The sequence below is a fragment of the Bacillus sp. J14TS2 genome (genome assembly GCF_018333015.1).
Taxonomy (GTDB): Bacteria; Bacillota; Bacilli; order Bacillales; family Bacillaceae_C; genus Lederbergia.
On the sequence record NZ_BORE01000001.1, the window covers coordinates 164,498 to 179,689 of the forward strand.

Here is a 15,192-nt window from a genome sequence, read left to right on the forward strand (position 1 = left end):
AGCTGGCAATTACTTTATATTTATGTTTTTTTCGGATTGTCTTCTCGCTTTTTAGATTGTACCCATTAAAAAAGCAGTCAACCTTTGTGGCGTCATTTGGAGATAATGTTTTATATACGGCAGGTGCTTTGGAAAAAGCCAAGCCTGACGTACCGATTATTATATTGAAGACAAGTTCTTGTAAGCTAGATTTCGCCGGTTATCCTGATTGGATTATCTTGAATTTCGAGCCTACCTCTCCTATTCATTGGCTACGTTCCGTTTTTCACCTTGCTACATCGTCTCATATTTTTGTCGATAACTATTTTGGGTTTTTAGCGGCTGCTCCCTTTCGGAAAGAAGTGGCTTGTGTTCAATTATGGCACGCAGCGGGAGCAGTGAAGAAATTCGGGTTAAAGGATCCCTCTATTTATTATCGTACACCTCGAGCTCAAGCTCGTTTTCAAAAAGTCTATCATCAACATACTCATGTGGTTGTAGGTAGTGAGAAAATGAGTGAGATTTTCCAACAGAGCTTTGGGATTCCTGCAGAGCGAATTTTAAGAACAGGAATTCCAAGAACAGATTTCTTTTATGATGAATTGACTCAGCAAATTGTTGAATCAGATTTGGCTTATCATTACCCCGTTATTCGGAAAAAACAAGTCATGCTATATGCACCTACTTTTCGTGATGACCAAATGCATATTTCTCAGCTAGCTCTTGATCTTGAAAAAATGTATCAAGCTTTCCATAAAGATTATGTATTGTTTTTACGACTACATCCCGCTATACAAGCGGATTGGACAAATCATTATCCCGATTTTATCTATAATGTCTCTCATTATCCTGATGTCAATCATTTATTAATGGTCACGGATCTATTAATCTCGGATTATTCTTCCATTCCATTTGAATTTTCCCTGTTGCAAAGACCGATGTTTTTCTTCGCCTACGATTTAGAAGCCTATAGTCGTTCCCGTGGTTTTTGGGAAAATTATGAAAGTCTTGTTCCAGGTCCCATTGTCCAAACAACCGATGAACTCATTGAAAGCATTCAAAATCAGGACTTTCATTTCCAACAAATTGATGAGTTTGCGCGGGATTGGAATGAGTATTCGCAAGGTAATTCAAGTGAACAGTTAGTACAAGCCCTCTTCACTTCTTCCGAACAGATCTCACATTCACGATCTATAGAAGAATAATCAAGAGAAAAAGGAGTTTAACTTTTTACTCCTTTTTCTTTTGATTCATGATTGAAAACGCAATTTTTTTCTCGCTCTAGTTACTTTTTTTACATTGTTTTACATGATTTGTCATCAAAATGTATTTTACCTAATCAAACTTTCATAGTATTATAGTTTGTAGCATATTTATTTTTTATAAGCACATTTTAAAAGGTAAGAGAAATTTTAAATAAAGGGGTCTAATCCTTATGGGAAGACAACATATAAAAAAGGTAACTAAAAAAAAGCGAAAAAGACGCATCTTCTGGTTTTTAATTTTCCCGATTTTATTGATAGCATCTGGTGCGATTAGCTACGGTGTTCATATATATACGAAAGCTGAAGATATGATGGCAAATTCTTATCAAGAAGATCGTGACGGAAAATCACAGCTGCGTGAGAAGAAAGTGAATCCGAAAATTGATAATGTATCGATTTTATTTATTGGGATTGATGAAAGCGAAAAACGCAGCCAGGGTGATACCACGCGTTCAGACGCACTTTTGCTGGCAACACTGAATGAAAAGCAAAAGTCGGTAAACCTTTTATCCATTCCACGTGATACGTATGCTTATATTGACGAGGTTGGATATTCAACAAAAATTAACCATGCTCATAGTTTTGGTGGTCCTAAAACAACGATTGAGACCGTTGAGAATCTTTTAGATATTCCTGTCGATTACTACGTACGTGTCGATTTTGAAGCCTTCATGGAGATTATCGATGCTGTTGGCGGTGTAGATATTGATGTCCCATTCGCATTTTCTGAACAGGATTCCAAAGACCGTGCTAACGCGATCTCATTAGAAGCTGGTATGCAGACACTTGATGGTGAAGAAGCTTTAGCCTTTGCTAGAACAAGACATATGGATAATGACATCGAGCGTGGGAAGAGACAACAAGAAGTCATTAAAGCCATTACAAAGAAAGCAGCATCAGGGGCAGCGATTCCGAAAATGGGTCAAATCATCGATGCCATTGGCAACAATATGAAAACGAATATGACATTTGATGAAATTAAGGCTTTTGCTGACTACGGCATTACTGGACACTTATCCATTGATACCATGACCCTTGAGGGTTATGACAGCTATATCCCTAACAGTGCTGGCAACAACGTCTACTACTGGCAGCTTGATGAAGAAGCATTAGCTGAAACCAGCCTTAGCTTAAAACAACAACTAGGCCTTGAACCAGCAACTGACCATACAAATAATGTCGCTGAACCTGCTATTAACGAAGAAGAATAACATAGACAAAAATCAATCCCCCACTTGCATGATAAGTGGGGGATTTTAAGTCTCTTTCGGGTCCCTGGCACGCCCTGGATTTTGTCAAATTTCCTGCATGTGAAATTGGAAAAACCCTATCTATTCTGTCTTTTTTAGGTATAATGGAGATAGAAGTACACCTCGACTCATCCTCATTACAATCTACAAAGGAAGTGCGATTATGCCCCAAGCGCAGTTGGTTAAGGAGAAACCTTCTGACTATATTCATCACGATCAATTATTCAAGGAATTAATTCATACCTTTTTCGAAGAATTTTTGGAGGCGTTTTTTCCAGATGTCCACCCATTTGTTGATTTTTATGATCTGACGCCTTTATCAGAAGAAGTTTTTACCGATTTAATTGAAGGAGAAACGCGCAGGCTGGATATCGTCATCGAAACAACACTAAAAAGGGACAGAATCAGTGATTGTCATCCACGTTGAACCACAGAGCTCTCAACAAATCTATTTTCACAAGCGCATGTATCAATACTTTAGTCTTTTATATAACAAATATCGGAAGACGATTATTCCCATTGCTATTTTTACTTATGAGGAGAACTGGGAAAAGAATTAATATACGATGGCTTTTCCTTTCTTTCATGTACTGACCTTCAACTATTTGACGCTTCATCTAAAGAAAAAGAATTGGCGGGATTATATAGAATCAAACAATCCGGCCACTGCTGCTCTTTTAAGCAAAATGGGATATACTGAAAATGAAAAAGTTCAAGTCAAAAAAGAATTCCTCAAAATGCTTGTGAAAATGGAGTTGGATCCAGCCAGACAAAGATTGGTCTACGGGTTTTTCGAACGATATTTAACTTTGAACGAACAGGAGGAGGAACAATTGATGAATGAACTCAATTATATGGACGAAGCGGATAGAATCAAAATCATGGAAATCCCAATTTCTTATGAGGAGAAAGGGAAAGCGATTGGGGAAAAAAGTGGCAAGCGAGAAGTTGCAGTAGAGATGCTAAAAAAGGGTTGTCCATCGAATTAATTGTTGAGGTAACAAAGTTGGAGAAAAGGGAAATTGAGGAATTGAAAAGGAAGCTATAACATTTTATGGGTCCCTGGACAAAAGCCTTTCTTGAAATCTTTTGCCTTGAATGAATTCATAAAGTGAAACTTCAATCAGTGAAGTTTTTTGATGTAGGGATGTGCTAGAGTAGACATAGCGATGAGCATAGTCTGTTTCCCGATTCCGACTGATTGTAAAGAGGATCAAGGACTAAGGCCACAACAGCCTGTTAGCAGGCTCAAAGACGACACCTGCACTTTAGTCCTTCCTGTACGTTGTAACGCCTTCCTGACCTGCCTCCTGTAATCCATAGAGCCAATCTCACCTATAATGCTTCTCCGTCTTCCCTAGAACCTTGAGGAAGTATTACTGCTTGTTAATGCAAAATAAAAAACAAGAGCATCGCAATTATTAGGCGATTGCTCTTGTTTTTTATAGTCGATCATTATAGCGACTGTCATTTGCATTTGCTCTAGGTCGCATGAATTTCAGAATTGGTTTGTAGTCTTTTCCCGCAAGGCCAATGAGTTCTGCGAATAGCTCAATTAGCAGCAATAGCAAGGCAAGGATGAGTAATGAGCCCCAAACGGTTGCCATGGAAAAGATGATGGCTACTAAGCTAAACATAATCGCAATGCCATAAATAAGTAATACGGTTTGACGATGTGAAAAACCAGAGCTTAGCAGACGGTGGTGCAAATGGAGCTTATCTGCTGAAGATAGTGGCTTTCGCTGGATGAATCGACGCATCATCGCAAAAAATGTATCAGAAATCGGAACGCCGAGAATAATAATCGGGATAACGAATGACAAGAAAGTAATATTCTTAAATCCAAGTAGGGATAAGACAGCAATCATATAGCCTAAAAATAAGGCTCCTGAATCCCCCATGAAAATTTTTGCTGGGTAAAAGTTATAAGGTAAGAACCCAAGTGTACTACCGAGTAACACAAGCGCAATCGTCAAAACGAAAAAATCACCTTGAATTAAAGACATAATACTTAACGTTATAAGAGCAATCGATGAAACGCCAGCTGCAAGACCGTCTAATCCGTCAATAAAATTAATCGCATTTGTAATACCAACAATCCAGAGAATGGTAAGTGGGATGGAAAAATAACCAAATTCCACTTGCCCGCCAAATGGAAGATTAATGAATTCTAAATCAAATCCTCCGACTAAGGCAACTACTGCTGCAAACAATTGACAAATAAACTTAGTGCGTGGAGATAAATCATAAATATCATCCAAAATCCCCGTCACTATAATAATGCCACTTCCAATTATAATTGGCCATAAATAAGGACTATCTTCATGAGATATGATCAGACCGATAATAAAACTTAAATAAATGGCAAGCCCGCCAAGATATGGCATTGCTTTATCGTGCACCTTACGTTCATTCGGTTTATCGGTTACATTCCATTTGATTGCAAACTTTTTAATGATGGGTGTTAAAATAATTGAGGCAACAAAGCATATAAAAAGATACAGCAAATCCAATTTGTACCCCCCTTGTCCTTACTATTGCATAATTTATCATAACTAGACATATCGATTAATGACATTTCTCCCATTATTAGGAACGATTGTATAAGAGCCCCTAACAACTGCTTCTGTGCCCCACAAATACTCCTTTATACTAAAAAAGGTCGAATTTTGCCTAATCACATAATAGCCGAATTAAATCTCGTTTTCAACTAATCTTATATACTATAGACGATCGAAAAATAAAAAGGTTACATAATTAACGTGAATTTTTTCTTCTATAGCGAAACATTTTTTTCACAAAAATAGGCAATGCAAGCATTCTTTTCCATCGTGTGGGTTGCTGAATCAACCGGTGCAGCCATTCAAGATTTAGTTTTCTCCAAAACGTAGGAGCACGTTTCACTGTACCTGCTAAAATATCAAAACTACCACCAATTCCCATAAAAATTCCCTTTTCGAAGCTATCTATATTTTTTTGAATCCATTCTTCTTGTTTTGGATAACCTAAGGCAACGAAGACAAGGTCCGCATTCGCTTCTTTTACCATCTGCTTCACTTTATGTTCATGGCCCTTAAAAAATCCATGGTGATAACCTGCAATTATCAACTTTGGATAATCCTTTTTGATCTTTGGTAGCATTTGTTCAAGAGTTTGCTCTCTCGCCCCTAGAAAAAAGACACGTAATCCTTCCTCATTGGCAATTGACAATAGTTCTACCATTAAATCAAAGCCTGCAATTCTTTCTGGTAGTGGCTGACGAACAATTTTCGAACCTAAGATTACGCCGATTCCATCCGCGATAATGTGATTAGCAAACTGCAACGTCTGCATATAGTGAGGATGTTGATTGGCATACATAACAATTTCGGGATTTGCTGTCACAACAAAGGCTTTTTTATGCCGCTTTATTTTATCTTGTAAGATATTTATTATTTCCTGTTGGGTAGTATAGTCAAACTCCACACCAAGGATGTCCACTTTTTCCAATATGGTTAACTCCTGTATCACAATTTATTGATATCCTTAGACAGTATATCACGTATAAACCAAGTATGGATATGGTAGAAGTTTACTTCATTCAAATAAACCCGACACTGTTCGGTGTATGAACTATATCCAAACTTGTCATTTGCACTATAATCAATTCAGACATTATCATCCAGAATTTTTTCAGCATCCTCTCTATTGTATCTTATTTTTATGTCTAAACAGTTACGTTCTGTTTAAATTTTTAAGCTAAATCGTGTCAAAGATCCTGGATTTCTCCGCCAAAACAGCAAAGAAACCCCTTTCATACATCTTATCACTTTTTTTACGAGGAGTAATGTTTTTTACTCATAATATGTTTCTTTGAAGCTAATACACCAAGTGTCAGAGCCTTTCGCTGAAATTGGATACTAAAGGAAGAGAAAAGCAGCACTTTTACTTCATTGGGTATAAAGGTGTCCTCTCCTTGATCCTCAATGTAAAATAACCAATTGTTTAGGTCCATCACCATTCGAATATTCCATTCCATTTCTTCTTTTTTGACCGTAACATCAAGGACTGTGTGAACAAATAAGGTTGCTGATAAAAGTATAGTGGTATCTAGAAAAGAATTCTTGGAGTTTTGTAAAGATGAAGGTTCTGAGAAGTAATTGACAGGGCTTAATATAATATTACTATTCTTTGCTACGCATCCATGGCAAACCAACTGATATCCTCTTCCTGCTATTTTCCCATGCGACATTATTCTTCTAATTTCAATATTCATACTCAAATTTACCTTTCCCCCTCACAAGGTCAAAAAGACCTATCATTAGTTAAATATACCTATATATTAACTTTCTTATTGGTTGTTTTTATTAAAAAAATAATTTGTTATATCATTTTCCATTCTATTTTGTTATAAAATCTTCTTCATTCCTTTTTTGTCGGTATCTTTAACGAAAAAGCTAAATGGGGGAAGTAGCATGGTATTTCATCAAGAACTAAAAAAATATCGAGAAGAAATTTTGGGAATCAGTCAAGATGAAGCAATCAAGCGACTTCATATGACTCAGGCTGCCCTTTCTAATTATGAACATGGGAAACGCCAAATCTCTATTGAAACACTTCAACAATTTCAGCGTGCCTACGCGATTCCGCAAGATCATTTGATGCGCATTCTTTTTGGTGAAGAAACAGGAAAAGAGTATAACGCCATGATGTTGCGAGAACATACAAAGGATTCAGAACTCCATAAGATTCTGGATATGATTGAAAAAAATGAGAACCTACATAAGTTTCTCGTCTCACTCTCTCATTCTGACGAAAAAACACAGCGGTTTGTAGGTGACTTTCTTCCACACGTACTAAAACTTGCCCAACGTTAAAAAACTAGCCTCTATAGTTGTGCCGTTAAGCCTTAACTAATTGATTAAGGCTTTTCTCCACCAACTCCTTATTCCTCTCGATCCACCTAAAGTCCCATTTTTACAAATTTAGAAGGAAAGAAACAACTTAAAGAGGAATTCTTTAAGGATGATAGTGAAACTTTAATCTGGGGATCGACGTATATGTACTAGTAAGTCGTTGTGACAGGATGTCGCAAATTTAGTTTCTTTCCTCCCCCACTGATTGTTAAGAGATCATAGGTTAAGTTCGCAACATCCTGTTGGCCTGAACCAATCGGGCTGTTACGGCCTATTTATCCCCATCTACGCTTTATTCTCTAAAGCCTTGAGGTGGAGATGTTACTGCCCGTTACTGCGGGATAAAGATGTCGACTTTTGAAGCAGGTGATGTTGTTGATATATGAATTAAGCATTTTCAAAGGGTTATTTTATCCAAATCAAAGCTTTTACCAGTTAGCTAAAGCGGAAACCATTGAAAGATGGCGTTTGCGCATTTCTTTTCTTTTATTGGTAAGTGCTGCTATTTTTTCTTTGTCAGGCTGGTTGGGAGTTGGGAGTCAAGCGCTGTCCCCAGCATTATTGCATCACTCGCCAGCGGAATACGAAAGCCTTAGAGGCTTCTTTATTATAGGTCGCTGTATCCTTGGGTTATTGTTTGCTGGAGTTTTTTTAACCTTACCTGCTCTCTGTTTTTCACTATTTTCTCAAGAAACTTATTCAAAGTTTGTCATGATCCAAGCGATTCTGTTGCCAATTTTATTACTCGAACAAATTTCTTATATCATATTAGCGCTTAAAATGGATTTGCCCTGGTATTCTTCCCCTTTTTCTCTAGGGGTGATCGGACAATATTCCACAAACTATACATATGTCATTTTCTTACTCGGTACCATCTCAATCTTTAAAATTTGGGTCATGGTTATGCAATATCGTGGGCTGAAGCCGCTCCTGAACCTAGGACGTTTTCCACTTATTTTGCTTATTTTTACTGTGCATCTTATTTCATGGTGCGGTACTTCTGCTATCGCTATGTTTAATTTTGTAAACTTATTATAAGTAATTATTCTCACTAACGCGAAGCAATAGGATTTCCCATCATCCTATTCATCTTACATAAAAAGCTGGTGATTTTTCTTATGAAAAAAGGTTTACTCTTCCTTCTGAGCGTTCTGTTTATTGGCATAAATATTTTTTTACTGGAAAAGGATGACAGTAAGGTGAAGCGAGTGACCCATCTTTCTGATTGGCAAGCCTTAGCTTCCGGGACTCTTGAACAAACCTTACAAACAGAGGGGATGATCGTGCCTGCGGAGAAACATCCGATTTTTGTTGATGACCAAACCGCTTTTAAACATTTCCTCGTTGAAAAAGGAGATGTGGTTGAAAAAGGCACGCCGCTTTTTGAATATGAAAGTTCTCATCAAGATGAGCAGCTTGCTTTACTTGATGCAGAAATTTTACGGTTAGAATCAGAGAAGAAAAATATCGATGCTTATCTTGAAGAACTCGTCCAAATGAAAACGAATTTGTATCCAACCACAGCTACTAGCATACATGAAGAGGAAAATAAAGAAGATAGTCAAACGTCTGAGGCAGTGAAGTCCGCCTCCATCAATGGATTATCTTTGTCACTTGACCAAACCATTGCTGAAAAAGAACTGGATAAGCGCAATATCGACGAGGCCATTCGTCAATATGAAGCACAACGAGAAGCCGTTCAAAATGGAATAAAAGGATTAACTGTTTTTAGCCCTACAGGGGGGAAAATTACCGATCTTTCATTCGAACTAAAAAATCCTATTATGACCATCGTATCTGAAGAGCCGATCGTAGAAGGACGTTTATCAGAGAAGCAGGTTGAAGAAGTAGACCCTGATATGCCGGTAAAACTGCATTCTAGCCAGTTTAAGCAGCCGATTCTTGGTGAAATAGCAAGTATTGAAGATCTCCCATTTGAGGAAGCAGACTTGGATAAAGAAAGCTTTTACCCATTCTCAGTCGCATTTGAAATACCTGACGAAAAATGGCGAATCGGTCAACATCTTCAGACAGAAATCATTTTAGCACAAGCCAACAATGTCCCCATTGTTGCAAAAAACAGTGTGGAAAAGAAGGCCAAGCAAACTTTCCTTTGGGTCTTAACAGAAGAAGGGAAAACTGAAAAGAGAATGGTCAAACTTGGTTTACACGTTGACGATCAACAAGAAGTAACAAGCGGCATTGAACCGGGTGAATACTATGTTCCTGATCCAACGGAGATTAGTGGAGCCAATCCTTTTATTACAAGTTTCCAATGGGATAAGCAAATATTGCGGACATGGAAAAAAGCCAGTTCTCGTAAAATAGTAAAATATCTATTGATTGGACTTTTACAAAAATAAAGTGAACCTTCAATCAGTGGGGGTTTTCTTTCATCCCCCACTGATTGAAGAGGATCAAAGGCTAAAATCGCGACATCTTGTCGTTACGCCTTTGTGACCAACATCTTGTTGGCCTGAACCAATCGGGCTTTTACGGGCAGTGTATCCCCCAGCTATGCCTCTCCGTATTCTCTAATGGCTTGAGGTGGGGGGATTACTGCCCGTTAATGCGGGATAAAATGAACCTTCAAGAGACTGGGACATAATTAAAACGTTAAGCTCCAAGAACGAACGATACATTACCTTAGCGGAAATATACGTAGACTCCTACGGGAAGTGAGAGTTCGGCAAGACCCCAGGTGGCTTGCCGCTCGCCCGTGGAAAGCGAAGTATATTTCCGGAGCGGGAGTTATGCGTTCGTTTTTTCTTTGGTAAAAATACTTATGCCCCCCTCTTTTCGGCCACCCTGATCTCCCACCAAACTGCTCTTATTCCTGCATTTCTCTTTTTAAGCGCCTTGTAGAACGATACCATAGTAAGATTCCTAGATAGATGCTGGCACTTACAAGATAGACTAGCAATAAACCATGCTCTAATTCAACAAACCAGTATGACAGCATCGGACCTAGTGCAGAGCCTAAATCAGTGACAACGGAATAGGTTGTCATCACAGCAATCACAGATGTTGTTTTTGCTATATCTGCGGCTAGCGCGTCCATTAAAGTGTTGGTTGCTGTGCCTGTTACCATAACAAATAGTACTATCAGCATCCATATATATATCGGCAGTTCCCATGGGATTAAGAAATAGCCGATCGCTGCACAAAAGAGCGAAAGGAGAAATAAGGGAATTCTTCCTTTAGCTCCATCTGACATTTGCCCAACCTTTGTCGCTAGGAAAGGTTCCCACACCCATCTTATGGCTTGGAGAATACCAGCTAATGCCGTGCTACTCATGATCAAACCAAAGATCGAAATTGATTCAGAGTAATGACGATCGATAAGCAGACTTAATGTCGAGCTAAATACCGCTTGTAAAAGAGCAATCCATAACCCGCATATCAGTATTTGTATAACGCCTTTCGTCCAAATCCGAGATTGCAAGGTTCCTTCTTGCGGATGCGCTTCCACTTCTGTTACTTGTTGATTAGAAATATACAAAAATATTGGTACTAAGCCAATAAACGTAATCAACCCAAAACCTAAAGAAACATTTTGCATTCCGACAATAGGAACTAGTATCCCGCCAACAAGCATTCCAGCCAAGCTGCCAAGCCGAAAAATCCCATTATAACTGCCCATTAATTGCCCGCGATTGCCATCATGAGAAGAATGAATAACAGTAAAATATCCTCCCATTCTCAGAAACGACCAAGCAATTCCCCATAATCCTCTAAGAATTAACCAAGCAATAAATCCTTTAAAGACCCCATAACCGACTGTTGTCAGGGCCCCAATAAGAACAGCTATAAATAGCCCCGTACGAAGGGACATTTTTTTATATAACCAACCAATCAGCGGATTTAATGGGAGTCGAACAAAGCGATTGATCGATAGCAAAATCCCAACTTCCCATAAGGATTGTAATCCAACTTCTCTCCAATACACTGGTAACACAATATAGAGCATGGAGTCTCCCAATAAACAGATAGCGGTCACAAAAGCGACAACATATACAGGCTTTTTATCATTCATACAATTCCTTCTTAATCTAAGTAGTTTTAGGAGAAAAAATAAAGTAAAACTTCAATCAGTGGGGTTTTCCTCCATCCCTACTGATTGGTAGTTGAATCTTTCACCTGCGTATCTTCTCCGTAACCTTGAGGTAGAGGGAGAACGTAAATAAAGGGACAGTGCAGGCTATATCCATGTGGCAGAACATGCGTATGCTGTCTACCTAGATATGCCTTTGCCCATGCCCCTAATTAAGGTGAAATTCACTTAGCCACTATTATTATTTCAATTTCTCCGCTGCAGCTTCATCGACAATGATAGTCACATCCGGATGATTCTGCAATACAGATGCAGGACATTCTTCCGTTACGTGTCCTTGTACCATCTGTTGCACCGCGTCTGCCTTCGCTGCTCCGAAAGCAAGGAGAATAATTTTTTTCGCCGACATAATCGAAGCAATTCCCATGGAAATCGCATGAGTAGGCACATCTTCAACTTTTTCAAAAAAACGTTTATTTGCCTCAATGGTTTCTGCCGTTAGCTCAACAACATGCGTTTTTGTCGTAAATGGTGTGCCTGGCTCATTAAATCCAATATGTCCGTTCGTTCCGAGACCCAGAACTTGCAGATCGACGGGATGCTCATTTAAAGTTTGTTCATAACGTTCACACTCTGCTTCTAAGTCCGAAGCCATTCCATTAGGTAAATGAGAGGCTTTAAAGTTTAAGCTGTTAAATAACTCATTTTCCATATAATAATGATAGCTTTGTGGATCATCTGCTGCTAATCCGATATACTCATCTAAATTTACCGTTGTAACATTTTCAACGTTAAGTTGTGCTTCTCGCATTTCTTCGTATAGCTTTAATGGAGTACTTCCTGTTGCCAATCCCAATGTGTGGATTGTGCCACTTTCTAATCCCTCTTGTACTATATCGAATGCCGCTTTAGATGCTTCTTGAGCATTCTTTGCTGTTATAATATGCATTTCCATCCCCCTTTTCCCTTTTTGAACACGCTCTTATAGTGATTATTAGCTAGTAGCTTTAGTATCTATCCAATCCCTAAGCTCTATTCTTTCATGCTTTTGCCAAGTCGATAGGTGTTTTCGACTTCAAAACGTGGATTCATCAAGACAAAGTCTGCATCCTTGCCTACTTCTAGATGGCCTTTTTGTGTTAATCCAAATTCACGTGCTTGGTTACTAGAAGTCATTTGCACCGCTTCAGCGATCGAGCAGCCTGTGAATTCCATAATATTACGAAATGCCAGATCCATTGTCAATACACTTCCTGCTAGAGAGCCATTTTCAAGGCGGGCTTCTCCATCCACTACGATGACTTTTTGACCACCTAACTCATAATCACCGTTTTCCATTCCTTTTGCCATCATGGCATCTGAAATTAAAGTAATGCCTTCTGCCCCTTTAATAAGGTAGGCAAGTTCGATCATATCGGGATGAATATGGATTCCATCTGCAATGATTTCCACTTGCAATCCATCCGTGATTAAAGCATGTCCAGCTACTCCTGCCTCACGGTGGTGAAGACCACGCATACCATTATATAGGTGAGTGGCATGTGTTGCCGCACTCTCAAGAAGCTCTGACCGGACAGCATCAGAGTGTCCAACAGATGGAATAATATTACGCTCCAGCATCACTTGTTCGAATTCACGGGCTTCCGCTAATTCTGGTGCATATGTTACAAGCTTAATTTGTTCACCAGAAGCTTCATACCATTTTAGAAATGTCTCGATATCGGCAGGTCCCATATATTGAGGATCTTGAGCTCCCGCTTTTATCGGATTAATAAAGGGGCCTTCCAGATGAACACCTTCGATATGGGCTCCCCTTTCTTTCGCTGATTGGATCGCTTCCATTGCTCTGGTAATATGATCATATGTTTGAGTCATGGTCGTCGCAAAAAAGGAAGTAACTCCTTCTCCCATTAGTTTTTCACTTAATTTTACATTTGCTTCCGGATCGGCATCCATAAAATCAATTCCGTGTCCACCATGAATATGAATATCAATCATACCAGGAATAAGGAGATTGCCCTTGGCATCGATGACCGTTTCGCCTTCCTGTTCTTTATACTCACTCATAGATCCAACTTCGTTTATTTGTTCAGAGAAACGCATATATCCCTGCTCAATCACCTCTGCTTTTCCACCAGGATAAATTGCAGCATTGATTACAACCTTTTGATTCATCTTTTCACCCTACTTTCTCCAACAAGTTTAATTACTCCTATTATAAGTCTAGCACGTTATAATGACAAACATCTCCCTTAGAAGTAAACTTTCATCCACGTTTTTACAAAAAATGGTCCTAACGTTAATTTTTTGTTACAAATTGCAATATTTTCCATTATTATGTTTAAGTATATGCTACTATATTAATAGACTATATCGATAGGGGGATTTTATAGTGCGTAAAGCATTAGTAGGCACGGCAACAGCCGTTATGCTGACAACATCTTTCACTGGCACTGCGCTTGGCGCAACACATGAAGTTAAACCAGGAGACTCTCTTTGGAAAATCGCTTCCAAATATCAAACTTCTGTTTCCCAATTAAAAGACTGGAATCATTTAAAACAGGATCTAATTTATCCTAAACAAGTGATCATTGTAACCCCGGATGAGGCAAAGAAGTCACAAAAACAAAAGACAGATTCAACTAACGCAAAAAAACAAGCAACTTCTTCATCTACAGCGAAGTCCTATACCGTTGTCTCAGGTGATAGTTTATTTAATATTGCAATCAAACATAATATCTCTTTAGCTGATTTAATCTCATGGAATAATTTAACAAGTGATTTAATCCATCCAGGACAGGTGCTAAAGGTCTCGGGTTCCAAAACAACGGCAAGTAAACCAAAAGAATCAAATAGTGGAAGCTCGAATAATACAAATACCAAAACAGATACATATAAAGTTGTAAGCGGCGATACGTTAAGTGGGATTGCTGCTAAATATGGAACAACGGTCAGTAAATTAAAGTCTCAGAATGGATTAAGTTCCGATCTTATTCGTGTTGGACAAGTGTTAAAAGTTTCAAACTCATCAAACTCAGCGTCTAACACAACAAAACCAAATGAATCAAAGAATGATAGTTCCAATAATACGAGCTCCAAAACAGATACTTATAAAATCGTGAGTGGCGATACATTAAGTGGGATTGCTGCAAAGTATGGAACAACGGTCAGTAAATTAAAATCTTTGAACGGCCTAAGCTCTGATTTCCTTCAGGTTGGACAAGTGTTGAAAGTAAATGGAACTTCATCTACTACACCTGACAAATCACAATCAAAGCCTTCGCAAGATAAGAATACAAATACAGACTCGTCATCTAAATCTGAAGCTACTAACACTTCAAAACTAATTAGTACAGCAAAAGGCGTACTTGGAAGCCCATATGCTTGGGGTGGAACCTCTCCTTCTGGTTTTGACTGCAGTGGTTTTATTTACTACGCATTTAGTCAAAGTGGACATGACGTCCCTCGTACAAGCTCTGAGGGGTATTATGATCGTTCTTATTATGTAAAAGATCCTCAACCTGGCGATCTTGTGTTTTTCAGAGATACCTATAAACCTGGAATCTCGCATATGGGGATTTACCTTGGAAATGGCGACTTTATCCACGCTAACGACAAAGGCGTAAACATCATCAACCTTAGCAATCCATATTGGGATAGTAAGTTTGATGGGTATAAGAGATTCTATTGATTTGAACTGAGAGAGGCAGCCATTCTTGGCTGCCTCTTTTATAAAAAAATACTTGGGC

At 38.6% G+C, this 15,192-nt stretch carries 14 protein-coding genes; 8 read left to right on the forward strand and 6 right to left on the reverse strand.

Going from position 1 to position 15,192, the window contains the following annotated elements:
• Nucleotides 1-86: 86 nt before the first annotated feature.
• From KI375_RS00700 to KI375_RS27760, 4 genes are all read left to right on the forward strand, one after another.
• Complete coding sequence (locus tag KI375_RS00700; protein WP_244852135.1) at nt 87-1,184, forward strand: CDP-glycerol glycerophosphotransferase family protein; 1,098 nt, start codon at nt 87-89, stop codon at nt 1,182-1,184.
• 230 nt (nt 1,185-1,414) lie between these two features.
• Entirely contained in the window at nt 1,415-2,455 is a 1,041-nt protein-coding gene (locus KI375_RS00705; RefSeq protein WP_212971646.1) for an LCP family protein, read from the forward strand.
• A gap of 202 nt (nt 2,456-2,657) precedes the next feature.
• Complete coding sequence (locus tag KI375_RS27755) at nt 2,658-2,921, forward strand: hypothetical protein (RefSeq protein ID WP_306419744.1); 264 nt, start codon at nt 2,658-2,660, stop codon at nt 2,919-2,921.
• A 139-nt stretch (nt 2,922-3,060) separates the two neighbouring features.
• Nucleotides 3,061-3,483 carry a hypothetical protein gene (locus KI375_RS27760; protein ID WP_306419745.1) on the forward strand — a complete coding sequence of 141 codons (423 nt, stop codon included), beginning with the start codon at nt 3,061-3,063 and terminating at the stop codon, nt 3,481-3,483.
• A 453-nt stretch (nt 3,484-3,936) separates the two neighbouring features.
• Here the strand turns inward: KI375_RS27760 and KI375_RS00715 are convergent, their stop codons facing one another.
• The 3 genes from KI375_RS00715 to KI375_RS00725 all read right to left on the reverse strand — a co-directional run bounded on the left by KI375_RS00715 (nt 3,937) and on the right by KI375_RS00725 (nt 6,755).
• A complete protein-coding gene (locus KI375_RS00715) occupies nt 3,937-5,007 on the reverse strand; it encodes a glycosyltransferase family 4 protein (protein ID WP_212971647.1) in 1,071 nt (356 codons plus the stop codon).
• Nucleotides 5,008-5,251: 244 nt separating this feature from the next.
• A complete protein-coding gene (locus KI375_RS00720; RefSeq protein ID WP_306419759.1) occupies nt 5,252-5,974 on the reverse strand; it encodes a WecB/TagA/CpsF family glycosyltransferase in 723 nt (240 codons plus the stop codon).
• 334 nt (nt 5,975-6,308) lie between these two features.
• Complete coding sequence (locus tag KI375_RS00725) at nt 6,309-6,755, reverse strand: hypothetical protein (RefSeq protein WP_212971648.1); 447 nt, start codon at nt 6,753-6,755, stop codon at nt 6,309-6,311.
• Nucleotides 6,756-6,948: 193 nt separating this feature from the next.
• On the opposite strand from KI375_RS00725, the gene KI375_RS00730 reads away from it, so the two are divergent.
• The 3 genes from KI375_RS00730 to KI375_RS00740 all read left to right on the forward strand — a co-directional run bounded on the left by KI375_RS00730 (nt 6,949) and on the right by KI375_RS00740 (nt 9,752).
• Nucleotides 6,949-7,350: a helix-turn-helix domain-containing protein gene (locus KI375_RS00730; RefSeq protein ID WP_212971649.1), complete on the forward strand. Its 402-nt coding sequence runs from the start codon at nt 6,949-6,951 to the stop codon at nt 7,348-7,350.
• Nucleotides 7,351-7,746: 396 nt separating this feature from the next.
• Entirely contained in the window at nt 7,747-8,427 is a 681-nt protein-coding gene (locus KI375_RS00735; protein WP_212971650.1) for a hypothetical protein, read from the forward strand.
• 80 nt (nt 8,428-8,507) lie between these two features.
• On the forward strand, nt 8,508-9,752 hold the full coding sequence (locus KI375_RS00740; protein ID WP_212971651.1) for an efflux RND transporter periplasmic adaptor subunit: 1,245 nt from the start codon (nt 8,508-8,510) through the stop codon (nt 9,750-9,752).
• A 467-nt stretch (nt 9,753-10,219) separates the two neighbouring features.
• Here KI375_RS00740 and KI375_RS00745 read toward each other — a convergent pair whose 3' ends face one another.
• The 3 genes from KI375_RS00745 to nagA form a co-directional block, all read right to left on the reverse strand.
• Nucleotides 10,220-11,425, reverse strand: coding sequence for an MFS transporter (locus KI375_RS00745; RefSeq protein WP_212971652.1), 1,206 nt, complete (start codon nt 11,423-11,425; stop codon nt 10,220-10,222).
• A 259-nt stretch (nt 11,426-11,684) separates the two neighbouring features.
• A complete protein-coding gene (nagB, locus tag KI375_RS00750; RefSeq protein ID WP_212971653.1) occupies nt 11,685-12,392 on the reverse strand; it encodes a glucosamine-6-phosphate deaminase in 708 nt (235 codons plus the stop codon).
• An 83-nt stretch (nt 12,393-12,475) separates the two neighbouring features.
• Complete coding sequence (gene nagA / locus KI375_RS00755) at nt 12,476-13,618, reverse strand: N-acetylglucosamine-6-phosphate deacetylase (protein ID WP_212971654.1); 1,143 nt, start codon at nt 13,616-13,618, stop codon at nt 12,476-12,478.
• Between the two features lie 217 nt (nt 13,619-13,835).
• Between nagA and KI375_RS00760 the strand changes: the two genes are divergently transcribed.
• Nucleotides 13,836-15,134, forward strand: coding sequence for a C40 family peptidase (locus tag KI375_RS00760; RefSeq protein ID WP_244852137.1), 1,299 nt, complete (start codon nt 13,836-13,838; stop codon nt 15,132-15,134).
• Nucleotides 15,135-15,192 lie beyond the last annotated feature (58 nt).